The sequence below is a fragment of the Ramlibacter sp. genome (assembly GCF_041916345.1).
Taxonomy (GTDB): domain Bacteria; phylum Pseudomonadota; class Gammaproteobacteria; order Burkholderiales; family Burkholderiaceae_C; genus Ramlibacter.
The window spans coordinates 49,454-72,941 of the sequence record NZ_JAYRZR010000003.1; the positions used below are offsets into that span (position 1 = coordinate 49,454).

The 23,488-nt window shown below is 70.2% G+C and carries 27 protein-coding genes; 12 read left to right on the top strand and 15 right to left on the bottom strand.

The window, feature by feature from the left end; translation table 11 throughout:
- Positions 1-88: 88 nt before the first annotated feature.
- Positions 89-1,153, bottom strand: a complete 1,065-nt coding sequence (locus ACE3T5_RS01480) for a serine hydrolase domain-containing protein (RefSeq protein WP_374663683.1) — start codon at positions 1,151-1,153, stop codon at positions 89-91.
- A 101-nt stretch (positions 1,154-1,254) separates the two neighbouring features.
- On the opposite strand from ACE3T5_RS01480, the gene ACE3T5_RS01485 reads away from it, so the two are divergent.
- Positions 1,255-2,124, top strand: a complete 870-nt coding sequence (locus ACE3T5_RS01485; protein ID WP_374663685.1) for an NUDIX hydrolase — start codon at positions 1,255-1,257, stop codon at positions 2,122-2,124.
- 6 nt (positions 2,125-2,130) lie between these two features.
- On the opposite strand, the gene ACE3T5_RS01490 is transcribed toward ACE3T5_RS01485, so the two are convergent.
- On the bottom strand, positions 2,131-3,033 hold the full coding sequence (locus tag ACE3T5_RS01490; protein WP_374663687.1) for a DUF808 domain-containing protein: 903 nt from the start codon (positions 3,031-3,033) through the stop codon (positions 2,131-2,133).
- 40 nt (positions 3,034-3,073) lie between these two features.
- Between ACE3T5_RS01490 and ACE3T5_RS01495 the strand changes: the two genes are divergently transcribed.
- The 4 genes from ACE3T5_RS01495 to ACE3T5_RS01510 all read left to right on the top strand — a co-directional run bounded on the left by ACE3T5_RS01495 (position 3,074) and on the right by ACE3T5_RS01510 (position 5,956).
- Complete coding sequence (locus tag ACE3T5_RS01495; protein ID WP_374663689.1) at positions 3,074-3,346, top strand: 2Fe-2S iron-sulfur cluster-binding protein; 273 nt, start codon at positions 3,074-3,076, stop codon at positions 3,344-3,346.
- A 40-nt stretch (positions 3,347-3,386) separates the two neighbouring features.
- Positions 3,387-4,103 carry a cytochrome c gene (locus ACE3T5_RS01500; protein ID WP_374663691.1) on the top strand — a complete coding sequence of 239 codons (717 nt, stop codon included), beginning with the start codon at positions 3,387-3,389 and terminating at the stop codon, positions 4,101-4,103.
- Positions 4,100-5,398: a c-type cytochrome gene (locus tag ACE3T5_RS01505; protein ID WP_374663693.1), complete on the top strand. Its 1,299-nt coding sequence runs from the start codon at positions 4,100-4,102 to the stop codon at positions 5,396-5,398. The genes ACE3T5_RS01500 and ACE3T5_RS01505 overlap by 4 nt, the downstream gene beginning before the upstream one ends.
- Positions 5,399-5,479: 81 nt before the next feature.
- Positions 5,480-5,956, top strand: a complete 477-nt coding sequence (locus tag ACE3T5_RS01510) for a tyrosine-protein phosphatase (RefSeq protein WP_374663695.1) — start codon at positions 5,480-5,482, stop codon at positions 5,954-5,956.
- A 49-nt stretch (positions 5,957-6,005) separates the two neighbouring features.
- Here the strand turns inward: ACE3T5_RS01510 and atpE are convergent, their stop codons facing one another.
- The 9 genes from atpE to ACE3T5_RS01555 all read right to left on the bottom strand — a co-directional run bounded on the left by atpE (position 6,006) and on the right by ACE3T5_RS01555 (position 13,926).
- Entirely contained in the window at positions 6,006-6,248 is a 243-nt protein-coding gene (gene atpE, locus ACE3T5_RS01515; protein WP_374663697.1) for a F0F1 ATP synthase subunit C, read from the bottom strand.
- Between the two features lie 390 nt (positions 6,249-6,638).
- The gene (locus tag ACE3T5_RS01520; protein ID WP_374663699.1) at positions 6,639-7,505 is read right to left on the bottom strand and encodes a hypothetical protein; all 867 of its coding nucleotides are present in this window, start codon (positions 7,503-7,505) and stop codon (positions 6,639-6,641) included.
- Positions 7,498-8,049, bottom strand: coding sequence for an ATP-binding cassette domain-containing protein (locus tag ACE3T5_RS01525; RefSeq protein WP_374663701.1), 552 nt, complete (start codon positions 8,047-8,049; stop codon positions 7,498-7,500). Before ACE3T5_RS01525 ends, ACE3T5_RS01520 begins: the two co-directional genes overlap by 8 nt.
- Positions 8,050-8,237: 188 nt before the next feature.
- Entirely contained in the window at positions 8,238-8,702 is a 465-nt protein-coding gene (gene folK, locus ACE3T5_RS01530) for a 2-amino-4-hydroxy-6-hydroxymethyldihydropteridine diphosphokinase (RefSeq protein WP_374663703.1), read from the bottom strand.
- On the bottom strand, positions 8,695-10,338 hold the full coding sequence (gene pcnB, locus ACE3T5_RS01535; protein ID WP_374663705.1) for a polynucleotide adenylyltransferase PcnB: 1,644 nt from the start codon (positions 10,336-10,338) through the stop codon (positions 8,695-8,697). The genes folK and pcnB overlap by 8 nt, the downstream gene beginning before the upstream one ends.
- A 31-nt stretch (positions 10,339-10,369) precedes the next feature.
- Entirely contained in the window at positions 10,370-11,050 is a 681-nt protein-coding gene (locus ACE3T5_RS01540) for an HAD family hydrolase (protein ID WP_374663707.1), read from the bottom strand.
- Positions 11,047-11,721 (bottom strand): DnaA regulatory inactivator Hda, encoded by a 675-nt coding sequence (gene hda, locus ACE3T5_RS01545; RefSeq protein WP_374663709.1) that lies wholly within the window; start codon positions 11,719-11,721, stop codon positions 11,047-11,049. The genes ACE3T5_RS01540 and hda overlap by 4 nt, the downstream gene beginning before the upstream one ends.
- Before the next feature lie 4 nt (positions 11,722-11,725).
- Positions 11,726-12,796 (bottom strand): AI-2E family transporter, encoded by a 1,071-nt coding sequence (locus ACE3T5_RS01550; RefSeq protein ID WP_374663711.1) that lies wholly within the window; start codon positions 12,794-12,796, stop codon positions 11,726-11,728.
- 5 nt (positions 12,797-12,801) lie between these two features.
- Positions 12,802-13,926, bottom strand: a complete 1,125-nt coding sequence (locus ACE3T5_RS01555) for an AIR synthase-related protein (protein ID WP_374663713.1) — start codon at positions 13,924-13,926, stop codon at positions 12,802-12,804.
- A 204-nt stretch (positions 13,927-14,130) separates the two neighbouring features.
- Between ACE3T5_RS01555 and ACE3T5_RS01560 the strand changes: the two genes are divergently transcribed.
- The 3 genes from ACE3T5_RS01560 (at position 14,131) to ACE3T5_RS01570 (ending at position 16,630) form a co-directional block, all read left to right on the top strand.
- Complete coding sequence (locus ACE3T5_RS01560; RefSeq protein ID WP_374663715.1) at positions 14,131-14,697, top strand: cysteine hydrolase family protein; 567 nt, start codon at positions 14,131-14,133, stop codon at positions 14,695-14,697.
- A gap of 10 nt (positions 14,698-14,707) precedes the next feature.
- Entirely contained in the window at positions 14,708-15,697 is a 990-nt protein-coding gene (locus ACE3T5_RS01565; RefSeq protein ID WP_374663717.1) for a GlxA family transcriptional regulator, read from the top strand.
- Positions 15,698-15,772: 75 nt separating this feature from the next.
- On the top strand, positions 15,773-16,630 hold the full coding sequence (locus ACE3T5_RS01570) for a ParA family protein (RefSeq protein WP_374663719.1): 858 nt from the start codon (positions 15,773-15,775) through the stop codon (positions 16,628-16,630).
- Between the two features lie 22 nt (positions 16,631-16,652).
- On the opposite strand, the gene ACE3T5_RS01575 is transcribed toward ACE3T5_RS01570, so the two are convergent.
- Together ACE3T5_RS01575 and murJ are read right to left on the bottom strand one after the other, a co-directional pair.
- Positions 16,653-17,504, bottom strand: a complete 852-nt coding sequence (locus tag ACE3T5_RS01575) for a SirB1 family protein (RefSeq protein ID WP_374663721.1) — start codon at positions 17,502-17,504, stop codon at positions 16,653-16,655.
- A gap of 57 nt (positions 17,505-17,561) precedes the next feature.
- Positions 17,562-19,127 (bottom strand): murein biosynthesis integral membrane protein MurJ, encoded by a 1,566-nt coding sequence (murJ, locus tag ACE3T5_RS01580; RefSeq protein ID WP_374663723.1) that lies wholly within the window; start codon positions 19,125-19,127, stop codon positions 17,562-17,564.
- Between the two features lie 111 nt (positions 19,128-19,238).
- Between murJ and rpsT the strand changes: the two genes are divergently transcribed.
- Positions 19,239-19,538, top strand: a complete 300-nt coding sequence (gene rpsT, locus ACE3T5_RS01585; RefSeq protein ID WP_374663725.1) for a 30S ribosomal protein S20 — start codon at positions 19,239-19,241, stop codon at positions 19,536-19,538.
- Positions 19,539-19,683: 145 nt separating this feature from the next.
- On the opposite strand, the gene ACE3T5_RS01590 is transcribed toward rpsT, so the two are convergent.
- Positions 19,684-20,001 (bottom strand): DUF3579 domain-containing protein, encoded by a 318-nt coding sequence (locus ACE3T5_RS01590; protein ID WP_374663727.1) that lies wholly within the window; start codon positions 19,999-20,001, stop codon positions 19,684-19,686.
- Between the two features lie 249 nt (positions 20,002-20,250).
- On the opposite strand from ACE3T5_RS01590, the gene ACE3T5_RS01595 reads away from it, so the two are divergent.
- Positions 20,251-21,444, top strand: a complete 1,194-nt coding sequence (locus tag ACE3T5_RS01595; RefSeq protein ID WP_374663729.1) for an aspartate aminotransferase family protein — start codon at positions 20,251-20,253, stop codon at positions 21,442-21,444.
- Positions 21,445-21,449: 5 nt separating this feature from the next.
- Positions 21,450-22,400 (top strand): ornithine carbamoyltransferase, encoded by a 951-nt coding sequence (gene argF, locus ACE3T5_RS01600; protein WP_374663731.1) that lies wholly within the window; start codon positions 21,450-21,452, stop codon positions 22,398-22,400.
- 138 nt (positions 22,401-22,538) lie between these two features.
- On the opposite strand, the gene ACE3T5_RS01605 is transcribed toward argF, so the two are convergent.
- Positions 22,539-22,973: a hypothetical protein gene (locus ACE3T5_RS01605; protein WP_374663733.1), complete on the bottom strand. Its 435-nt coding sequence runs from the start codon at positions 22,971-22,973 to the stop codon at positions 22,539-22,541.
- Positions 22,974-23,056: 83 nt separating this feature from the next.
- On the opposite strand from ACE3T5_RS01605, the gene ACE3T5_RS01610 reads away from it, so the two are divergent.
- Complete coding sequence (locus ACE3T5_RS01610; protein ID WP_374663735.1) at positions 23,057-23,389, top strand: YkgJ family cysteine cluster protein; 333 nt, start codon at positions 23,057-23,059, stop codon at positions 23,387-23,389.
- The last annotated feature ends 99 nt before the right edge of the window (positions 23,390-23,488 follow it).

Here is a 23,488-nt window from a genome sequence, read left to right on the forward strand (position 1 = left end):
GGCAAGCCGGCATCGGCTCGCCATGACCGGTGGGCATGCGGGGCTTCGCCAACGGCGAATGCGGCCCTGCCCCGCCTCGTCGAAAGTTCTACGCCGCCAGCGCCCGCGACACACGGCTCACGAAGCCGGGTGAGCGCGCCGGGTCCAGCCAGCGCGCGACCACCACGGCCGCATGCGCCGGATCCACCCAGACGTAGTGGCCGCCGGCGCCGATCATGAACACGCTTTCCGTCGAGGCATCGGCGAACAGGCCGCCTGCGGTGTTCAGCCACAGCAGGCCCCCGTAGAACGGGGCCACGGCCACCGGCGTGCGCATGCGCTGCAGCCAGCCCGCTGGCAGCAGGGCCTGACCGGCATGCCGACCCTCGTCGAGCACCAGCTGACCCAGCCGCGCCAGATCCCGCGCGCTGACGCGCATGCCGCCGCCCCAATGCGTGCCGCCCGGCACGGTGGGCAGGCGACGGCCACGCACCTCGACCCAGCCGTCGTCATACGGCTCCCAGGCGAAGCCCTCGCCACCCCCAAGCGGTGCCAGGATCTCGCGCCGGAACACTTCTGCCAGCGGTTCGCCCCACAGGTGCAGCAGCGCCAGCGAGAGCTGGTTGATGCGCACGTCGTTGTATTCCCAGTACGTGCCCGGCGCCTGCAGCGGCCGCGCATCGCCCTTGCGGCCCTGCGGCGGCTTGGGGTCATGCGCGACCGGGCGGTAGTGCTCCACCTGATCCGGCATGCCCAGGCATTCGCCCTGCCACTCGCTGGTCTGCGTGAGCAGGTGCATCCAGGTGATCGGGCGGTTGTGCGCGTTGTCGAAGCCGATGCCGGGCAGGCGTTCGACCACGGGCGCATCGGGGTCGGGCAGCAGGCCGCGGCCGTGCGCGAGCCCGGCGAGCAGCGCGAGTGCCGTCTTGGCGACGCTGAAGGTCTGATCCGCGCGATCCGGCTCGCCCCAGGCTGCCACCTCGCGACCCGCCTGCCGGATCACGCCCGACACACCGCCGCGCGGATGCACCGGCCCGCGCAGGCGGTTCCACGGCGGCGGGTCGTCGTGATGCACGCCCCAGCGCGCCGGGTCCGCGGCGGGGTCGCGCGGCCAGGGCACCTCATGCGCCTGGGCGAAGGCGATGGCGGCGTCGAAGCGGGTGTCATTCGGCATGGGCAGCAGGATAGCGCGACGGGGTCGCCCGCGCAGCCGCATCGTCCAGCCGCGTCGCGCAGGTGATCCCGCCAGGCCCTGCGCTCTGATAGCCTTGCGCCATGGAATGGCTCACTGCCCGCTCGGATCGCCCGCCGGCCCCCTCGGCCTCGGTGGCGCTGATCCGCGATGACCCGCAGGGCCTGCAGGTCCTGATGATGGAGCGGCATGGCAACGCCGACGTGCTGGGCGGCGCGTTCGTGTTCCCCGGCGGCAAGGTGGACACGGAAGATGCCGAGTGGATCGACCGGCTGGATGTGGAGCCGGCGCTGCTGCATCACCGCCTGGGCGAGCCGACGCTGCAGGAGGCCGAGGCCGCCGCCTTGTATGTGGCGGCCGTGCGCGAGGTGTTCGAGGAAACGGGCGTGCTGTTCGCCGGCCTGCCGCCTGACGCGGTGCGCTCGGCCTGGGCCGCGCTGCGCCAGGGCCCGCGCTTCGGTGAACTCTTCGAAGGCAGCGGCCTGCGCCTGGCCGCGAGCGCGCTGCAGCCGTGGTCACGCTGGATCACGCCGCTGGTGGGCGGCGTGGTGCGCAAGCGCTTCGACACCCGCTTCTTCATCGGCGCGCCGCCCCCCGGCCAGGAGGCGAGCCACGACGAGCATGAGGCGGTGGACAGCGTGTGGCTGTCCCCGCGGGAGGCCCTGCGACGCTATTGGGAAGGCGGCATGACGCTGGCGCCGCCGCAGATCATGGGCCTGACGGAGCTGGCTCGTCACAAGGACACCGCCTCGGCCCTGGCCGCCGCGCGCGAGCGCCCACCGCCGCTGATCCAGCCCGAGCAGTTACCCGACTCGCCCGAGCGGGGCGTGTGCTACCCCGGCGATCCGGCGCACAGCGTGGCCGAGCGCGCGTGGCACGGGCCTACGCGGCTCTTCTGGCGCAATGGGCGCTTCGAGCCGGAGGGTGGGTTGCGGGCGCTGCTGCCGGAGTGACGCGCGCTACTTCCCCCGCGCCTTCTGCACCGCCGTCACCACGGCCAGCACCAGGCCACCGGCCACGATGCCGACAATGGCATCGGCCAGCATGGTGACCACGCTGCCCATCGCACCCAGGCCCTGCGCAAACCCCTCCACCGCATGATGCAGCGGCGGGATGCCGTGCGCGAGGATGCTGCCGCCGACGAGGAACATGGCCGCGGTGCCGGCGACCGAGAGGAACTTCATCAGCCACGGCGCCGCCTTCAGGATGCCGCGGCCCAGCGCCTGCGCACCCGCGCTGGCGCGCTGGCTGAGGTGCAGGCCCAGATCGTCCAGCTTCACGATGCCGGCCACCAGGCCATACACGCCTACCGTCATCAGGATCGAGATACCCACCAGCACACCCACCCGCGTGGCGAAACTCGCCGTGGCCACGGCCCCCAGCGAGATGACGATGATCTCGGCCGAGAGGATGAAGTCGGTACGCACCGCGCCCTTGATCTTGTCCTTCTCCAGCGCCATCAGGTCCTGCGGCGGCTTGTCGAGCGCGGCTGCCAGCTCGCGCGCATGCGCCTCGTCTTCCTCGGGCTTGTGCAGCAGCTTGTGTGCCACCTTCTCGAAGCCCTCGAAGCACAGGAAGGCGCCACCCAGCATGAGCAGCGGCGTGACCAGCCACGAGGCAAAGGCACTGATGGCCAATGCCGCCGGCACGAGGATGGCCTTGTTGATCATCGAGCCCTTGGCCACCGCCCAGACCACCGGCAATTCACGGTCCGAGTGCACGCCCGTGACCTGCTGGGCGTTGAGCGCGAGGTCATCCCCCAGCACGCCGGCCGTCTTCTTGGCGGCGACCTTGGTCATGACCGACACGTCGTCGAGCAGGGTGGCGATGTCGTCGAGCAGGGCGAGCAGGCTGGTGGCCATCGGGGCTCCGGGTGGGGAAAGGCGCTGATTATCATGGGCCATGCCCTCCGAGCCGAACTTTCAGGTACACATGGCGGCCACGGGCGAGACTTTCGACGCACCGGCGGCCCAGACCCTGCTGCAATCGGCGGAGCAGGCCGGCATCGCGCTGCCGAGTTCGTGCCGCAACGGTACCTGCCGCACCTGCCTGCGCCCGCTGCAGTCGGGCACGGTGCGCTACGCCGTGCCGTGGCCCGGCCTGCTGCCCGAAGAGCGTGACGGCCGCTGGGTGCTGCCCTGCGTGGCGCATCCGCTGTCGGACGTGGTCATCTGAGCGCAAGGCTGGGGGCCGCGCCGGTGGCATAGTGCGGTGCATGCTTCGCGTGTTCGCCCTGCTGGCCGCCCTGGCCGGCGCCGCGGCCTGGGCCGCCCCACCCATCTCCCCTGACAGCATGGCCGCCCGCACCCAGGCGTGCACGCTGTGCCACGGGCCGCAAGGGCGCGCCGGCCCGGACGGCTACTACCCGCGCATCGCCGGCAAGCCGGCGGGCTACCTGTACAACCAGCTCCTGCACTTTCGCGAGGGTCGCCGGCACTACGGGCTGATGGCCGGCCTGCTGGACCCGTTGTCCGATGCGTACCTGGCCGACATCGCCCGGCACTTCGCCGCGCAGGAGGCGCCCTACCCGCCGCCGCAACCGGCCACGGCACCCGCCGCCACACTGGAGCGGGGGCGCCAGCTCACGGTCAACGGTGACCCGGCCAAGCGGCTGCCGGCCTGCGCCAGCTGCCATGGCGCGGCGCTCACCGGCGTCGAGCCGCTGGTGCCCGGCCTGCTGGGCCTGCCGCGCGACTACCTCAACGCGCAACTGGGCGCCTGGCGCAACGGCCAGCGCCAATCCCATGCGCCGGATTGCATGGCCGACATCGCGCGTGCCTTGTCGGCGGAAGACCTGTCCGCGGTGACCGCCTACCTCGCGGCGCAGCCGGTGCCAGCGAATGCGAAGGCCGTTGCCGAGCGGGCGCAGGGTACCCGCAGCGTGCCCCGTTGCGGCAGCGCCGTGATGCCGGCCGGCGAGGCGCGGCCATGACGGCGCGCCGCTGGTTCGCACTGGGGAGCGCCCTTGTCGGGGTGGTGCTGGCCGCCATCGTCATCACGCTGGAGGTGCCCGGCCTGCGCCCGGACCCGCTGGCCGGCGATGCGCCTGCCTCCGGCCCGCCGGCAGCGGAGCAAGTGACGCGCGGCGCCTACCTCGCCCGCGCCGGCAACTGCATGACCTGCCACACCGCGCGCGGCGGCGCGCCCTACGCGGGCGGCCGCGGCATCGAGACGCCGTTCGGCATCGTCTACGCCGGCAACCTCACGCCCGATGCGGCCACGGGCATCGGCCGCTGGTCGGCCGCGCAGTTCCGCCGCGCGCTGCACGAGGGCCGCTCACGCGATGGCCGGCTGCTCTACCCCGCGTTCCCCTACACGCACACCACGCTGGTGACGCCGGCCGATGCCGACGCACTGTTCGCCTACCTGCGCAGCCTGCCGCCCGTGAAGCAGGCGAACCGGCCGCACGAACTGCGATGGCCCTACAGCACCCAGACCGCGCTGGCGGCGTGGCGCGCGCTGTACTTCCGCCCGATGGCGCATCACGACGAGCCCGCGCAGACGGCGGAGTGGAACCGCGGCGCCTACCTCGTGCGCGGCCTGGCCCACTGCAGTGCCTGCCATGGCACGCGCAACGCGTTGGGTGCGCAGCGCGACGTGCTGGATCTCTCCGGCGGCCTGATCCCGATGCAGAACTGGTACGCCCCTTCACTGGCCGACCCGGCCGAGGCCGGCGTGGCGGGCTGGCCGCTGCAAGACGTGGTGCAACTGCTGGCGACCGGCCACTCGCCACGTGCATCGACCCTGGGGCCGATGGCGGAGGTGGTGCTGCACAGCACGCAGCACCTGAGCCCGGCGGACCTGCGGGCGATGGCGGTGTTCCTGCAGGCCCTGCCTGCGACGCCAGCCACCGCCAACGCCACGGATGCTTCCACACCCGCAGCACCCTCCACGCAGCGCGATCTGGGTGCGCGCCTGTACGAACGCCACTGCGCCGACTGCCACGGCGCAAAGGGCGAAGGCGTGGCCGGCGTCTGGCCCGCGCTGGCCGGCAACCGCGCCGTCACCCTGCCCGTGACCACAAACCTGGTGCAGGTGGTGCTGCACGGCGCCTTCGCGCCCGCTACCGCCGGCCATCCCCGTCCGCACGGCATGCCGCCCTTCGCGATGGAGCTGAAAGATGCGGAAGTGGCCGCGCTGCTGACCTACATCCGCAGTGCCTGGGGCCATCGCGCGTCGGCCGTGTCGGAGCTGGAGGTGACGCAGCAGCGCAGCAGCGTGCGCTGACGCGCCGTGTCCGGGCTACGGCGCGGATCCTGCTGCCCCAGTTTGCCACCGATGCACCGGGCGCGACGGCACAATCCACCCATGCCTTTTCGATCCGTGCGGCTGCCCGATGAAGTGCCCGGCCAACTGTGGCTGGGCCCGATGCCGGGCCGCTTCGAGCCCTGGTCCGCCTTCATGGCGGATGCAGAGCATGCGCGACTCGGCCTGGTGGTGTGCCTGACGCCACGCGATGAATTGGCGCAACTCTCGCCGGCCTACCACCGCGCGGTAGCGGGGCCGGGCCTGGGCTTCCGCTGGCTGCACACACCCATGCGCAACTTCGGCCTGCCGGAAGACAGCGCCGCCTTTCGCCGGGACATGGCCGAGGTCACCGCGGCCCTGCACGCGGGTGACGCCGTGCTGCTGCATTGCGCCGCCGGCATCGGCCGAACCGGCAGCGCGGCGGCCTGCGTGCTCAAGTCACTGGGCCTGCCCACCGATGAAGCGCTGGCCCGCGTGCGCGCCGCCGGATCCAATCCCCAGAACGCCGAGCAGTCCGGGCTGGTCGGCTGGTTCTGACGGCGAGCATCTCCCCGTCGCCCCCGCGCAGGCGGGGGCCCAGGAGCACTCAGCGCGCGAACGGGTTGGCGAACACGAACATCATCGCCACACCCACCCCAATCAGGAAGTTGGCATCGATGAGCCCGGCCAGGAGGAACATCTTGGTCTGCAGCGGTTCCATCATCTCCGGCTGCCGCACCGCGCCATCGATGAAGCGCCCGCCCATGGTGCCGATGCCCAGGCAGGCGCCAATGGCTCCCAGCCCGATGATGAGGCCGCAGGCGACGGCAATGAGTCCGGTGTCGGTCATGTGAAGCTCCTTGGGGTTGCGATGCCTGCATGGTGCGCTGGCAGCGGGAGCGCGTCGATGACGTGGGAGGTTATGGCGGCCAGACTCATCCTCCTCACGAAGCACGAGGCAAGACCTCCCCTCGTAGGCTGGTGGTGGAGCGACAGCGAAACCCCAGCGATGCCCCCCGTCAACACGCCAAGGCTTTAACGGGCACCAACATTTGGCCTGCAAGAGCACAAGGTTTCCGCACTGCCCTGCGCTGACCCGCTCAAGCCCTACGTCGCGCCGCAAAACTGTAATCCGACCCCAATTTTTTCCCGAAGTCCGGTTCAGTCGCGCCAAAGCTGAACAGAGCCTCAGCTCCCATCTGCAGATTGGCGAACGCTAGCAATTGCGCCGCGTTAGTAGTCATGGCTGAACTTTCTGATTGGTTCGAAGAACTGCATCTGCAAAGTATCGATGCATGGGTCTGATAACCGGTACGTTCGGACATGCCAACGCAAACGCCCATGGGTCACGGTGGCCCGAGCGACTCCCTAGTCCGGACTCGAACTTGAAGTAGGTGAGTTCAGCCAGAAGAGACTGGTCGATCGTATCGACGATCTTCAGCTTGGCACCAGCGACCCAAGACTGCCTGTCTTCTGCATTGACGATGTCTTCATGCTCGATGGCATATCTCGGTGGACGCTCGGCTGGCGAGACGATCTTTTGAAGACGCTGCTCCGGTGTCCAGGTGTACCTATGCCGAACACCTGTGGCTTTATCCGACACCTCTACGAACTTGAATCCAGGGAAGCGGGTGCGCGACTCAACGATCGACTTCCTATAAGGGTTGTTGTTTGCAGGTTCTGCGAATAGCAACAATCCAATGATGTACCCGTTTCCTGAATGCTCATTCCATGCCGCCGCCTCAGGTGTCATGGGATCGTCTGCCCGACCAGTGCGCTCGCGGACACGCGGAAGATAGACTCCCTCGACGTCTTCGACAGTCTTGTAGATCTTCTCCCCGGCCGTCTTGCACCTCTCATCAAACACGGCCCTTGCTGCGGCCTGCCGTCGTTGAAACTCGCTGACTTGTTGTTGAACCTTCACGCCCTCCTGATAGGACTTCCAAGGCAGAATGGATCCAAGGCCAAGCACGACAGCCGCGCCCAGCGCCTTCATGGCCTTTCCGCGTGCAAACCACAAGACGGCGGCGAGCGCACCCAGCACAATCAGCAGATAGCCCATTCCCGCCGCCTGTAGCAGGTCCTGGGTCAGCCAGTAGTCACGCATCGACGCCTCCCGCCTGAGGCTTGTCTTGGGGCTGCTCACGGTGGTGCCCGAGTCGAACGGTTCCGGCAGGCGAACCTTCCTTTGCCGGCATGACAAGCGCCGCCCCTAACCGCACCACTCGGTCAAACCCCAGCGCCTTCGGCGCTGCATGGGTGATGAACAACATCGTCACCTTCCCCTTCAACTGATTCACCGTCACCGCAAACCCCTCCGCCGTCTCCGCATCCAGCGCACTCGTCGCCTCATCAAAGATCAGCACCTTGGGCTTCTTCAACAGCGCCCGCGCGATCGCCAGCCGCTGCTTCTGCCCGCCTGAGAGCCCGACACCGCGCTCACCGACCTCCGTCTGATACCCCTGCGGCAGCGCCTCCCCCACCTCATGGATACCCGCCATGCGGCAGGCCTCCACCACCTGCTCGAACCGCGCGTTCGGGTTGCCCGCCTGCAGGTTCGCCAGGATCGTGCCGCTGAAGAGATTCGTCTCCTGCGGCACCACGCCGAAGGTGGCGCGCAGCTCATTGGCGCTGTAGTGGCGGGTGTCCACGCCGTCGATTTGTATGCTGGGCGTGGTGGTCGCCAAAAGAGCGACGCTGGGGTTTCGCTGTCGCTCCACCGCCGGCCTACTTCGCGCGGGATTGTGCCGAAGCTAGCCTGAAAGATCTACACGGAGTGAATGACTTCTATCCAGAAGCAGGGTTCCGAACTCGCCCATCCGGCTGCTGCAGCTGTGCCCTACATCGCCTCGATCACCTGCCCCGCCACCGCCTCCAACTGCGCCGTCCCCACCCTTCCCGGCGCCACCTCCGCCAGCGGCCGCAGCACGAACGCCCGCCCCATCATCCGCGGATGCGGCACGGTCAGCTTGGGGCTCGCGATGCACCCATCGCCATACAGCAGCAGATCCAGATCCAGCGTGCGGGGCGCGTTCACGTAGGGCCGCTCGCGGCCGGCCGCCTGTTCGATGCCTTGCAGGGCCGCCAGCAGGGCCATGGCGTCGAGGCGCGTCTCCACGCGGACGACGGCGTTGATGAAGTCCGGCCCCTGTGCCTCCACCGGGGCGCTGCGCCACAGGCGGGATCGGGCCTGCACGCGGGTGGCGGGCAGGCGGTGGATGGCCGCCATCGCGTCGGTCACCGCCTGCTTCGCGTCACCCAGGTTCGCACCCAGGGCGATGCAGGCGATGACGGGTTCACGCATCGCCGCCGGCTGACTCACCGGCCGCGCCGCCGCCGCCACCCCCCCCGCCGGAGCGGCGACGCCGCCGGCGGCGCTTGCGCGGTGCATCGGCCTCTCCGGCCGGCTCCGCACCCGCAGCATCGTCACCCGCGTCCGCATCGGCTCGCGTGCCCGCACGGTCGACTACGGGCGAGGCCGGGCCAGGGCGACGCTCAGGCAGGGGACGCCCAGGCTCGGAACCACCTGCAGAAGGGGCGCCATCCGCCGGCCCCTCGCGCCGCACCGTGCGCACGCGCCGCGGCTTGTGCAGCTCCTCGCGCAGCTGCGCCACCAGGTCCTCGCGCACGGCGTCGCTGGCCTGGCTGAACTCCTGCCACCAGTCGGCGAGCACCACGTCCACCTCGCCCGCGTCGGCCCGCAGGCGCATGAAGTCGAACGCGGCGCGAAAGCGCGGCTGCTCCACCAGGCTGAAGGGCGTGCTGCCGGTGCGCTTCTCGAAGCGCGGCTGCATCATCCAGATCTCGCGCATGTCGGCGCCCAGCTTGCCGCGGCCCGACACATCGCCGATGCGTGAATCGAACACCTGGTCGATGGCGTCCTGCAGCGCGGGGAAGGGGTGCTGCCGCTGCGCGAGGCGCTGGTTCCAGCCGTCGCGCACGTCGGCCCACAACACGCAGGCCAGCAAGAAGCTGGGCGCCACCGGCTTGCCCTCGCCCACGCGGCGGTCGGTGTCTTGCAAAGCGGCCCGCACGAAGGGCTGTTCCGCGCGTTCCACGATCAAATCCAGCAGCGGGTAGATGCCCTTGGCCAGGCCCAGTGCCTTGAGCTGTTCCACCGTGGCCACCGCGTGGCCGGTCTGCAGCAGCTTGAGCATCTCGTCGAACAGGCGACTCTGCGGCACCTCGGCCAGCAGCGCCAGGCTGGGCTTCACCGGCGCCAGCGTCTTGGCCTCCAGCTTGAAGCCCAGGGCCGCGAGCTTGGCCGCGAAGCGCACCGCGCGGATGATGCGCACCGGGTCTTCGCGGTAGCGCGTGGCCGGGTCGCCGATCATGCGCAGCAGCCGCTTCTTCGCATCCGCGATGCCGCCGTGATAGTCCACCACCACCCGGCGCTCCGGGTCGTAGTACATGGCGTTGATGGTGAAGTCGCGCCGCGCGGCGTCTTCCTCCTGCGGGCCCCACACGTTGTCGCGCAGCACGCGGCCCGAGGCATCCACGGCGTGCTTCATGCCCGCCAGTTCACCCTTGCTGGTGCGCTCGTTGCCGCGCACCGCCTCGGCCGCGGCGGCGTCGAGGTAGGCACGGAAGGTGGAGACCTCGATCACCTCATGCTCGCGGCCCCGCCCGTACACCACGTGAACGATGCGGAAGCGCCGGCCGATGATGAAGGCGCGGCGGAACAGGCCCTTCACCTGCTCGGGCGTGGCGTTGGTGGCCACGTCGAAATCTTTCGGGCGCAAGCCCAGCAGCAGGTCCCGCACGGCGCCGCCCACGATGTAGGCCTCGTAGCCGGCGTCCTTCAAGGTGTGCACGACGGACAGCGCGCGCTCGTCCACCAGGGCCGGGTCGATGCCATGCACCTCCGGGCCGACCTCCTGGCGCTTGCCGAACTTCGGCTTGTGGTTGCCCAGGAGCTTGTCGATGAATTTCTTGATCATGGAATCGGTGTCAGAGGGGGCGGCCGGCGGCTCAGGCCCGCTCGAAGAGGTCGAGTATGCGCCAACCCCGCTCCAGCGCCAGGGTGCGCAGGCGGGGGTCAGGGTTGGTGGCCACGGGGTGATCCACCTGCTCCAGCAGGGGCAGATCGTTGGTGGAGTCGGAGTAGAACGTGGTCTCCACGTCCAGCCAGTCCAGGCCCTGCGCGGCCAGCCACTGGCCCACGCGCACTACCTTGCCCTCGCGCATGGAGGGCACGCCGGCGATCTCGCCCGTGATCCAGCCGGTGGCGTCGCGCTCAAGCTCCACCGCGATCAGGTGCTCCACGCCGAAGGCGTGCGCGATCGGCCGCGTGACGAATTCGTTGGTGGCGGTGACGATGGCCACGCGGTCGCCGGCCTGCTGGTGCCGGCGCACCAGCGACAGCGCGGGCTCGCGCAGCGCCGGGCGGATCCAGTCGCGCATGAAGCGCTCGTGCGCGGCCTGGTACTGCGCGGCGTCGCGCACGCGGATCGCCTCCACCGCGAAGCGCACGTAGTCGTGCACGTCCAGCGTGCCGGCGATGTAGTGGGCGTAGAACTCGTCGTTGCGGGCCTTGAAGGCCGCCGGATCCGTCCAGCCGATCTGCTGGGTGAACTCGCCCCAGGAATGGTCGGAGTCGATGGGCAGCAGCGTGTGGTCGAGGTCGAACAGCGTGACTTGCGGCTTGGTCACTCGCTCTCCAGCATGGACTTGATCAGGGGGATGGTGATGGCGCGCTGGGCCCGCAGGGCGTAAGCGTCCAGTTCGTCGAGCAGCTGCATCAGGCTGGCGAGATCGCGCGAGAAGCGGGTGAGGATGAAGTCCATCACCTCGTCGGTGAGGAAGATGCCGCGGTCGTCGGCGGCCTGGCGCAGCACGGCGCGGCGCTCGGGCTCGCTCGGCACGTGAAGCTGGAAGACATGGCCCCAGCCGAGGCGGGTGCGCAGATCTTCGCGCAGGGCCAGGTCCGCAGGGGGCAGGCTGCCGGCGGCCAGCACGCCGCGCTGCAGGGTCTGCGCCTGCACGAACCAGGCGAAAGCCGCATGCTGCTGTACTGCGCTGTAGGCCTGCACGTCATCCATCAGCACCACCGACCAGCGCTCGTCGAAGGGCGGTGGCTCGGCAAGCGAAGGGTCGAGCCAGCCGCAGCGGGCGCCCTGCTCGCGCAGCGCCTCCTGCACGGCGCGCAGCAGGTGCGTCTTGCCGCAGCCGCTGGGGCCCCACAGGTAGGTGGGCACGGGGGAGCGGGTGGGGCTTTCGGTCCACAGGCGCAGGTGGCGCCATGCAGCTTCATTGGGGCCGGCGAGAAACCCCGCCAGGGACGGCGGCCGCGCCAGGCCAATGTCCAGCGCCAGCTGCTTCACCGGGCTAGCCCTTGTAGAGCGCGCTGGCCAGGTAGCCCGCGCGCACGCGGCGGATCGCCACCAGCAGCACCGCGCTGGCCGGCAGCGCCACCAGCACGCCGACGAAGCCCAGCAGCTGGCCGAAGGCCAGCAGCGCGAAGATCACCGCCAGCGGATGCAGGCCGATGCGCTCGCCCACCATGCGCGGCGTGAGATAGAGGCTCTCGAACACCTGGCCCGCACCATAGACGACGCCGACCATCACCAGGGCCTTGATGGAGGCGAACTCCAGCAGGCCGGCCAGCAGCGCCAGCACCAGGCCGATGCCGAAGCCCACGTAGGGCACGAACATCGCCAGACCGGTGAACACGCCGATGGGCAGCGCCAGATCCAGCCCGAAGAGGGCCAGGCCGACGCTGTAGAACACCGCCATCGTCACCATCACGAGCAGCTGGCCGCGCAGGTACTGGCCCAGCACCTCGTCGGCCTCGCCCGTGAAGGCGTCCACGGCACGGCGCGCGCGCGGCGGCACCAGCTCCAGCACACGGGCCACCACGTTCTTCCAGTCCATCAGCAGGTAGAACAGCGCCACCGGGATCAGCATGGCATTGCCGACGAGCGCCATGGCGAAGCTGCCGCCGATCTTGAAGCTGGACCACAGCGAGGCGAAGCTGTCGCTCCAGTTCTCGTTCAGGTAGGTCTTCAGCTGCTCGCGCACGGTGGAGAGATCCAGGTTGACGTGGATGCCGAACTGCGCGAGCCAGGGGCCCAGGGTGCTCTGGGTGTGGTCCAGCAGCACCGGCAGTTGCTGGCGCAGCAGCGGGATCTCCTTGACCAGCACCGGCACCACCAGCAGCATCAGCGCGAGCACCGCGAGCAGGAACACCAGCTCCACGATCAGCACCGCCAGCACGCGCGGCATGCGGCCGTTGCCCATGGCATCCAGCCGGTCCACCAGCGGCGTGAGCGCGTAGGCGAACACGCCCGCCACCGCGAACGGCGTGAGCACCGGCCCCAGCAGCCACAGCACCAGCACGGCCAGCGCGGCGATGCCGGTCCAGGCGGCAACGTGCTTCTGGGTGGTGGTGAATTGCATGCGGCTCAGCGCAGTTGCAGGTCTTCGTCGCCGAAGCGGATGCCCAGCGGCTCGATCACCAGTTGCTTGGGCCCGGCCTCCACGCGGCCGGCCACCCAGGCGGCCACGCCTTGCGCGCGTGCCACTTCCACGGTGCGCTCGGCGTCCTCGGCCCGCACGAAGAGCGCGAAGCCGGCGCCCATGTTGAGCGTGCTGTAGGCCTCGCGGTCGTCCTGATGCGCCTGCTGCTGGATGAAGCGCAGCACGGGCGGCACTGGCGGCACCGTGTGGATGCGGTACGTGAGCGTGGCCGGGTGGCGCAGCAGCTTGCGCCAGCCGTGGCCGGTGATGTTGGCGCAGTAGCGCGGCGTGATGCCGGCCTTGTACAGCGCCTCGGTCACCGGCGAGTACAGCACCGTGGGGGCCAGCAGGGCCTCGCCATACGTGGTGCCATCTTCCAGCGGCGTCAGGTAGCCCTGCGGCAGGCGCTCCACCAGCTTGCGCGCCAGGCTCAGGCCGTTGGCGTGGATGCCGCTGGAGGCGAGCAGCACGATGGCGTCGCCGGCCGCGAGGCGGTCACCGACCGACAGGCGCTCGCGCGGGTTGATGATGCCGGTGCACGAGGCGGCCAGGTCGATGCGCCCGCCCTCCACGATGCCGGCCAGCGCCGGCGTCTCGCCGCCGCCCCAGGCCACGCCGCAGGTGTCGCAGGCCTGCTTCCAGCCAGCCACCAGGGCCTGGGCCCGCTCGGCGTCGCCGAACCAGTCGGACCCGCCCGCCGCCCAGTAGGCCTGCACCACCAGCGGCGTGGCGCCCACGGTGATGAGGTCGTTGATGGCCATGGCGATGGTGTCCTGCGCGATGCCGGCGTACCAGCTGCGGCCGGTGAGGCGCTGCATCTCGTCGGCCACCAGCGCCTTGGAGCCCAGGCATTCGACGATGGAAGCCAGGTAGAACGGCCCCACGTCCACCACGTAGGCGGACTCGCCACGCGAGGCCTGCACCTCGCGGAAGCCGTGGCCCGCCAGATGGCCGGCCGTGGCCGCGGCGGCGCGTTGCGCGGCGACCTTGAGCGGGTCGATCAGGTCGTAGTTGACGCCCGCCTGGTCATAGCTGAGCGTCGCGGGCTGGCCCGCGGCTGGCGAATTCATCTGCAAATTATCACCGGTGCGGCGGAGGTGGCCGGGCTGTCCGGCGCATGAAGGCGGGATCGCGGCCCGCCACCGGCAGCCGGCGACGTGGCCGGCATGATGTCCTAAACTGATCGGCATGCGTCCGTGACGGGCATGGCGAGGATGGCCTGGTGCCAGAAGAATCAAGGCCTTCGCAACCTTCAACCGACCCGGAGCCACCCCATGACCCACTGTCTGCTTGTGATCGATGTGCAGGAATCGTTTCGCCATCGCCCCTACTGGCGCGCCGACACGCTGCCGGCCTACCTGGCGGCGCAGAACGCGCTGATCGCCGCCTGCCAGGCGACCGGCACACCCATCGTGCGCATCCTGCACGTGGACGAGCCCGCCCGCGCCGACAACCCGTTCGCGCTCGAGTCGGGCCATGTCCGCCCGCTGGAGGGCCTGGCCGACTTCACGCCCGCGGCCACCTTTCACAAGAACCGCCACAGCGCCCTGGTAGGCACCGGGCTCGACGTGTGGCTGGTGCGCCAGGGCATCCGCCGCCTGATCGTGAGCGGCATCCGCACCGAGCAGTGCTGCGAGACGACGACGCGGCATGCCTCCGATCTCGGCTGGCAGGTCGACTTCGCGAGCGAGGCGACGCTGACCTTCGACATGCGCCACGCCGACGGCAGCGTGTTCGCCGCCGCCGACATCCGCCAGCGCACCGAGACCGTTCTGCGCGACCGCTTCGCCCGCATCCGCACCGTCGGCCAGATCGCCGACGATCTGGCCTCGGGCCGCTGAGTCACGCCCCATGGACGCACAGCCGCCCGTCGACGTCTGGTTCCTGCTGCTGCCGGGCTCGCTGATCCTGGACTGGGCCGGCCCGGCCGAAGCGCTGCGCATCGCCAATGCCCAGCTCGCGCAGCGCGGCAAGCCGCCCCGCTACCGGCTGCGCTTCATCGGCCCGCAGGCCCAGCCCGCCAGCTCGGTCGGCGTGCCCATCGCGGGGGTTGAGCCGCTGCCGGCCGCCCTGCCCGCGCCGAGCTGGCTGGTGCTGGTCGGCCAGCCCGGTGACCGGCTGGACCTGCAGACCCCGGCGGCCCGCGCGGCCCTGGCCTGGCTGGCGCGCCTGCGCCCCGACTCGGCCACCCTGCGCATCGTGACCATCTGCGCCGGCGCCGTGCTGGCCGGGCAGGCCGGCCTGCTGCGCGGCCGGCGCGCGACCACCCACCACCAGCACCTGGAGGAGCTGCGGGCCTGCGGCGCCGGCTGCGAAGTGGTGGGCAACCGCGTGTTCGTGATCGATGGCCCGCTCGCCTCCAGTGCCGGCATCACCACGGGCATCGACCTCGCCCTGCACCTGATCGCGCAGGACTGCGGCCCGGCGCTGGCGGCCGAGGTGGCGCAGACCATGGTGGTGGCCCTGCGCCGCGGCCCGCAGGACCCGGAGCTTTCGCCCTTCATCGCGTGGCGCCACCACATCCACCCGGTGCTGCACCGGGTGCAGGACGCGGTGGGTGCCGAGCCGCAGGCCCCCTGGACGGTGCCGCGCATGGCCGAGGTCGGCCACACCTCGGCCCGGCACCTGACGCGGCTGTTCATCACGCACGCGGGCATCGCGCCCCTGCAGTACCTGCAGCGCATCCGCCTGGCGGTGGCCCAGGCCGCGCTGGGCGCCGGCCGCTCGGTGACGCAGGCGGCCGAGCTCGCCGGCTTCAGCTCCGACACCCAGCTGCGCCGGGCCTGGCACCGGCACCATCTGGCCGGAACCCCCTCGCGCGTTGCATTGCTGCAAAACTGATAGCAGGAGAATGCGATTTCGCTGGACGCGGCGGGCCCGCATCGCGCACACTGCGGCAAAGCGCGAGGAGACGTCATGCCGGTCATCGCCGTCGTCAACCGCAAGGGCGGTAGCGGCAAGAGCACCTTTGCCGCCCATGTGGCGGCCTGGTGTGCCCGTCAGGGGCACGCCGTCATGCTGGGCGACCTGGACCGCCAGCAGTCCAGCCGCACCTGGCTGCGCCAGCGCCCACCCGAGCTGCCCGCCATCTCCCCGTGGACCATCGACCAGCGCAACGTGCTGCGCGTGCCCACCGGCATCACCCACGTGGTGCTCGACACACCGGGCGGCCTGCAGGGCTTCGATCTCGCCCGCGTGGTGATGTTCGCCGACGCCATCGTCATCCCCGTCTCCCCCTCCCTGTTCGACCGCGAGGCCGCCGCCGCCACCCACGAGGAGCTCGCCGCCCTGCCGCGCGTGGCCGGCGGGCGCTGCCGGGTCGCCGGCATCGGCATGCGCGTCGACAGCCGCACGCGCGCCGGTGACGCCCTGCGCGAGTGGGCGCAGGCGCGCAACCTGCCCTGGCTGGGCACGCTGCGCGAAACGCAGGCCTACGTGCGCTGCCTCGAACGCGGGCTGACGCTGTTTGACCTGCCGGCGCCGCAGGCGGACATCGACCTCGCCCAGTGGGGCCCCGTCATCGACTGGCTGCGGCCCCTGCTGCAACCGCCGCCCGCGGCGGATGCGCCGCCGGTGCGCGCCACCACGCCGAGCCGGCTGGCACCTTCCCTGGCGCCCCGGCTGCAGCCAGCCCAGGAATCGCTCGCCCCGGGCGCGCGGCTCTCATCGGTGCTGTCGGGGCCGCGCACGCTGCAGCCCGTGGTCCGTTCGCAGCCTGTGGCACGGCCTTCCGGCCTGCTGTTCGAGGAGCGCGGGCTGCTGCTCAAGCGCTGAAGGGCCCGCGCCGGGCCGCCGCTCAATGCCGGGCGCGGCGCAGATCCGCCACCCGGTCGGCGATGGCGTCGATGTCCAGCGCGTCCTGCGCGTGCACGAGATAGGTTTCCAGGTCGTCCACGGCCAGCGCCGCATGGCCCTGCTCGGCATGGGCCAGCCCGCGGTCGCGGTATTCCGCCCAGGCATCGGGCAGCAGCACGAGCAGACGGTTCTGCACCGCAATGAGGCGCTGCCAGTCCTCCTGCGCGCGGTGGATCTCCTTCAGGTTGCGCAGCATGCGCGCGAGGATGTCGCGCGGCGGCGCCGCCTGCAGATACAGGCCCAGGGGCACCTCGAACTCGTCCACCAGGCCGCTGCGGCGCTTGTAGGGCTCCAGCCGTTCCGACAGCTCCTCGCGCGAGAGGGACTGGCCGCTGAACGGGTCGATCACCACCTGGCCCTTGGGCAGGTTGACCTTCACCATGAAGTGCCCCGGGAAGCAGACGCCGCGGGCATGCAGGCCGATGCCCTGCGCCAGCTCGATCCACAGCACGGCCAGCGAGATCTGGATGCCGCGCCGGGTGCGAAGCACCACGTGCAGGTAGCTGTTGTCGGGATCGGTGTAGTCGTTGACGTTGCCGCCGAAGCTGAGATCGCGGAAGAAGAACTGGTTGAGCGTGCGCAGACGCTGCAGCGCGGCGGCATCGGCAGGGATGCGCCGCTTCAGGCGGGCCAGGAGCTGGTCGACGTCACCGAGGACGGCCTGCAAGTCGAGATCAGGGTATTCGTCCTGGGCCAGGCTGGCGGCCGCCTCCAGCAAGGGAAAGTGCTCGTCGCTCTGCACCAGCGACCGGAAGTAGTCCAGCGGGGTGGGCGCACCGATTTGCAGCGGCATGTGACCTTTGTAATGGCTGTGCACACGCGCGTCAAGGCGCGCCGCGACGGGCCGCGCTCAGCGTGCCAGAAACTGCCGCCACTTCAGCCCCGCCGCCCAGAGCGCGCCGAAATAGATCACGGCCGAGCCGGCCAGCAGCCCGGCCATGGCAGCCGCGCGCGTGAGCGGCTCGGCGCGCCAGGCCACCCAGGGAAAGCTGGAAGCACCCCACATGAGGAACACCGACAGCAGCGCGGTGGCGGCCACCACCTGCAGCGTGAAGAGACCCCAGCCCGCCCGCGGGCGATAGCTGCCGCGTCGCAGCAGGCCGACCAGCAGCCAGCCGGCATTGATCAGCGCGCCGATGCCGATCGACAGGGCCAGGCCGGCATGCTTGAGCAACGGCACCAGCGCGATGTTCATCAGCTGGGTAAGCACCAGCACGACGATCGCGATGCGCACCGGCGTGCGCACGTCGCGGCTGGCGTAGTAGCCGGGCGCCAGCACCTTGATCGCCACCAGCCCCAGCAAGCCGACGCCATAGCCCCCCAGCGCCAGCGCGACCTGGCGCACGTCGTCGTTGCGGAAGGCCCCGTAGTGGAACAGCGTGGCCACCAGCGGCGTGCCGAACACCAGCAGCGCCACCGCGCTGGGCACCGCGAGCAGCACGACGAGGCGCAGGCCCCAGTCGAGCATGGCCGAATAGCGATCGGCATCCTCGGCGGCGCGCGCGGCGGCCAACTGCGGCATCAGCACCACGCCCAGCGCAACGCCCAGCAGCGCGGTCGGGAACTCCATCAGGCGATCCGCGTACCCCAGCCAGGTGACGCTGCCTGGCTGCAGCCAGGACGCGATCTGCGTGTTGATGAGCAGGGAGATCTGCGCCACGCCCACGCCCAGCAGCGCTGGCGCCATGGTGCGCAGCACGCCCCGCAGGCCGGGGTCCTGCCAGGCGGCCTTGAGGCCCTGCCAACCCAGCGCGATGCGGGGCATGAGCCCCATGCGCGCCAGCGCAGGGACCTGCACCGCGAGTTGCAGCACGCCTCCGGCCATGACGCCCGCCGCCATGGCATAGATGGGCTCGATGCCCCAGGCGGCGAAGCGCGGCGCACCCAGCCAGGCGGCCGCGATCATGCACAGGTTCAGCAGCACGGGTGTGGCCGCCGGCACCGCGAAGTGCTTCCAGGTGTTCAGGATGCCCGCCGCCAGCGCCACCATCGACATGCAGCCGATGTAGGGGAACATCCAGCGCGTCATCAGCACCGCGGCGTCGAAGGCCTGCGGATCCTGCCGCAGGCCGCTGGCCAGGGACCACACCAGGATCGGCGCGCCCGCCACGCCGACGGCGCAGGTCAGCAGCAGCGCCCAGGCCAGGATGGTGGCCACGCTGTCGATCAGCCGGTGCGTGGCGGCATCGCCATCGCGCTCCTTGCTGTGGGCGAGCGCGGGCACGAAGGCCTGGCTGAACGCGCCTTCGGCGAACAGCCGGCGGAACAGGTTGGGGATGCGGAAGGCGACGTTGAAGGCGTCGGTAAGGGCCGTGGCGCCGAAGGTCGCCGCCATGAGCAGGTCACGGGCCAGGCCGGTGATGCGCGACAGCAGGGTCAGCAGGGAGACGGTGGAGGCGGCTTTGAAAAGGCTCACCGACTTGAGTGTAAGCGGGCCCGTCAGGGGCCTGCCTCCCGCGGGCAGTGGGGGTGGGTTAGAATCCTGGGTTCGGCTGGCAACATCCTCAGACACTGAAGGACTCATCTCATGGCTTCTGCCAAACCCAAGAAAAAGAACCCCCGCCTCGCCTCCGGCCGCAAGCGCGCGCGCCAGGACGTGAAGCTCAACGCCGCGAACACCTCGCTGCGTTCCAAGTACCGCACCGCCGTCAAGAACGTCGAGAAGGCCGTCGTGGCCGGCGACAAGACGAAGGCCTCCGAACTGTTTGCCCGTGCGCAATCGGTGCTGGACACGGTGGCCGACAAGGGCATCTTCCACAAGAACAAGGCCGCTCGCGACAAGAGCCGCCTCGCCGCCAAGGTCAAGGCCCTGGCGACCGCCGCCTGATCCCCACCCGGATCGGGCCCGCCCGCAGGCCGAAAGCCTGCGCCGTTTGAATCGGGTGCGCTGCCAGCAGATGAACGAACCGCCTTCGGGCGGTTTTTTCATGGGCGCGCGGGACGATGGGGCCCGGGACGAAGGGGCCCGCGCCTCAGGAGGCCGGCCGCTCGGGCAGCAGACAGGCCTCACCCACCTGCAGGTCGTTGTCGAGGGCGAAGTTCATGACGAAATCCCAGGCCATGGGCTCGGCGTCGCGCAGTTCGCGGTCGACGATCACGCACTTGATGCCGTTGATCACCGTGGGCACGCACCAGGGGGAATAGCTCAGATGGCTACCGGGCTGCGCGCCGCCCGGTCGGAAGGGACTCATCACCCCCGCGAGGCGCTCGGCCCAGTCGCTGGGCCGAAACGTGCGCCCGTCCCGGGTGACACCCTGGATGAACACTTGCTTGGCCGTGCTGGAAACCATCGGTTCGAGGTCTTGGAAAGGGGCCAACGCGGGAGGGATCGCCTCCGTGCTGCGGCGCACAAAATTCTATCTTATAGAAGACTGGGAAGGCCGATCAGACCACACCCCGCTTTCAGCGGCCTGTCATCGCTGTGATGCGGAATTCTCAACCAGGCCGTGCAAACCGTGTGCCTACAATTGGTTCCCAGCGGCTCACCAGCGCACCCCGCCTGTGGAGCCGATTTCATTTTCAGCCCGAGGAAGAGCGAGATGACGACGATTGCGGCGGCTTCGCCCCACACCATGAACACCTACGGCCGGCTGCCGATCGCCCTGTCGCACGGGCAGGGCGTGTGGCTCTGGGACGTGAACGGCAAGCGCTACCTCGACGCGCTGGCCGGCATCGCCGTCAACACCCTGGGCCACAACCACCCCAAGCTGGTGCCGGCCCTGCAGGACCAGGTGGCGAAGATCATCCACAGCTGCAACTACTACCACGTGCCCAACCAGGAGAAGCTGGCCGCCAAGCTGGTGGAACTGTCGGGCATGACGAACGTGTTCTTCGGCTCCACCGGGCTGGAGGCCAACGAGGCCGCGATCAAGCTGGCGCGCAAGTACGGGCATGATCGCGGCATCGAGCGGCCGCAGATCGTGGTGTACGAGAAGGCCTTCCATGGCCGCAGCATCGCCACGCTGTCGGCCACCGGCAACGAGAAGGTGCAGAAGGGCTTCGGCCCGCTGGTCGAAGGCTTCATCCGGGTGCCGCTGAACGACATCGAGGCCCTGAAGGCCGCCACCGAGGGCAACCCGGACGTGGTGGCGGTGTTCTTCGAGACCATCCAGGGTGAAGGCGGCATCAACCCGATGCGCGTCGAATACCTGCAGCAGGTGCGCGCCCTGTGCGACCAGAAGGACTGGCTGCTGATGATCGACGAGGTGCAGTGCGGCATGGGCCGCACCGGCAAGTGGTTCGCCCACCAGTGGGCCGGCATCGTGCCCGACGTGATGCCGCTCGCCAAGGGCCTGGGCTCGGGCGTGCCCATCGGCGCGGTGGTGGCCGGCCCCAAGGCCGCGGGCATCTTCCAGCCGGGCAACCACGGCACCACCTTCGGCGGCAACCCGCTGGCCATGCGGGCCGGCGTGGAGACGCTGCGCATCATGGAGGAAGACGGCCTGCTGGAGAACGCGGCGCGCGTGGGCGCGCACCTGCGCGGCGCCCTGCAGCGCGAACTGGGCGGCCTGAAGGGCGTGACCGAGATCCGCGGCCAGGGCCTGATGATCGGCATGGAGCTCGCGCGGCCCTGCGGCGTGCTCACCGAGCGCGCGGCCGAGGCCGGCCTGCTGATCAGCGTGACGGCCGACAACGTGGTGCGCCTGTTGCCGCCGCTGATCATGACCGCCGCCGAGGCCGACCAGGTGGTCGCGATCCTCGCGCCGCTGGTGAAGGCCTTCCTCGCGGAATGAGCGCCATGACGATCCGCCACTTCCTGCAGTTCAGCGACTTCACCGCCGACGAGCACCGCTGGCTGTTCCAGCGCGCCGCGGAGATCAAGCGCAAGTTCAAGAACTACGAGAAGTACCACCCGCTGGCGGACCGCACCCTGGCCATGATCTTCGAGAAGGCCTCCACCCGCACGCGGGTGAGCTTCGAGGCCGGCATGTACCAGCTGGGCGGCTCGGTGGTGCACCTGACCACCGGCGACAGCCAGCTCGGCCGGGCGGAGCCGATCGAGGACAGCGCCAAGGTGATCAGCCGCATGGTGGATCTGGTGATGATCCGCACCTTCGGGCAGGACAAGATCGAGCGCTTTGCCGAGCATTCGCGCGTGCCGGTGATCAATGGCCTCACCAACGAGTTCCACCCCTGCCAGATCCTCGCGGACCTGTTCACCTTCCTGGAGCATCGCGGCCTGGATGCGCAGGGCCGCATCGACCCGCGCGCACTGGAAGGCCGCGTGGTGGCCTGGGTGGGCGACGGCAACAACATGGCCAACACCTGGCTGCAGGCCGCGGAGCTGCTGGGCTTCACCGTGCACCTGAGCACACCCAGCGGCTACGAGGTGAACCAGGATGTGGCCGGCCTGCGCAGCGCGGACAGCTACAAGGTATTCGCAGACCCCATGGAGGCCTGCCAGGGTGCCGACCTGGTGACCACCGACGTCTGGACGAGCATGGGCTTCGAGGCCGAGAACGAGGAGCGCCGCAAGGCCTTTGCCAACTGGTGCGTGGACGCCGAGATGATGCGCGTGGCCAGGCCCGACGCCCTGTTCATGCACTGCCTGCCCGCCCACCGCGGCGAGGAAGTGCAGGCCGAAGTGATCGACGGCCCGCAATCGGTGGTGTGGGACGAGGCCGAGAACCGCATGCACGTGCAGAAGGCGCTGATGGAGTACCTGCTGCTCGGCCGCGTGACGGACTGAGCCGGGCCCCCATCAGCCTGCCCGCCGGCACCGGCCGCGCCCGGCGGCTCGGCGCCGGTGCGCGGCCCGCTGCCTAGGCCCGCTGCCTAGGCCCGCTGCCTAGGCCCGCTGCCTAGGCCCGCTGCCTAGGCCCGCTGCCTACGCCCCCGGCTGGGCGGCCGCCTGCACCGTGCGTGAGCCGCCCATCGGCGCGCCGCCGAAGCGCCCGCCGCCCGGCGCCGCCGGCAGGCGCCCCAGCTTCACCAGCCGCTGTTCGATGCCGAAGCGCGTGCGCGCCAGCCGCTCGGCCAGTTCCCGCAGTTCCTGCCCGGCGTCGAAGCCGGCGCACAGCACCGCGTCATCCTCCTCCGTCCAGGGCTTGCCGGCATTGGCCGGCGCCGCACGCGAGATGCGGCCGGGCCGCGCCGCATCCGCCACGGGCGGCAGCGACTGCAGCGCCCGGCTGGCCACATGCAGCGCGCGGATGACGGCCGGCGCGTGGTAGGGGCTGTCTTCCGGCATGGCCTCACCGGTGACGGGGTGCACGCCCTGGGCCAGCGTGTCGATAATCTGCTGAGCAGTCTGCGTTTCCATGAGTCCTCCTGGGTTGAAGTCGATGAACTGTATTTATATACAGTTTTCCCGTTCCGGCAAGCCGTCCGTCGCACGGATGGGGGATGGCCGTGCCTGAGCCGGTGGCCCACCCCTGCCTGGCCTGCGGCGCCTGCTGCGCCGCCTACCGGGTGGACTTCGCCGTCTACGAGATGGAGGACCACGGCGGCCAGGTGCCCATGGGCCTGGCGGTGGAGGTGACCGGCAACACCTGGCGCATGCGCGGCACGGATCACCAACCGGTGCGCTGCGCCGCGCTGACCGGGCAAGTGGGCGTGCGCGCCGCCTGCGGCATCTACGAGTGGCGGCCCAACCCCTGCCGGGAGCTGGAGCCCGGCAGCGACGGCTGCGAGCGGGCGCGGGCACGACACGGCCTGCCGCCGCTGGACGCGAACTGAGCGCGGCCGCGATCACCCCTCGCCTCGATAGTTGAGGCCTGAACTATTTTTGCGGCTTGTTGGAATCAAGCGACACCACGGCCGCGCGCGGCGCCGCAC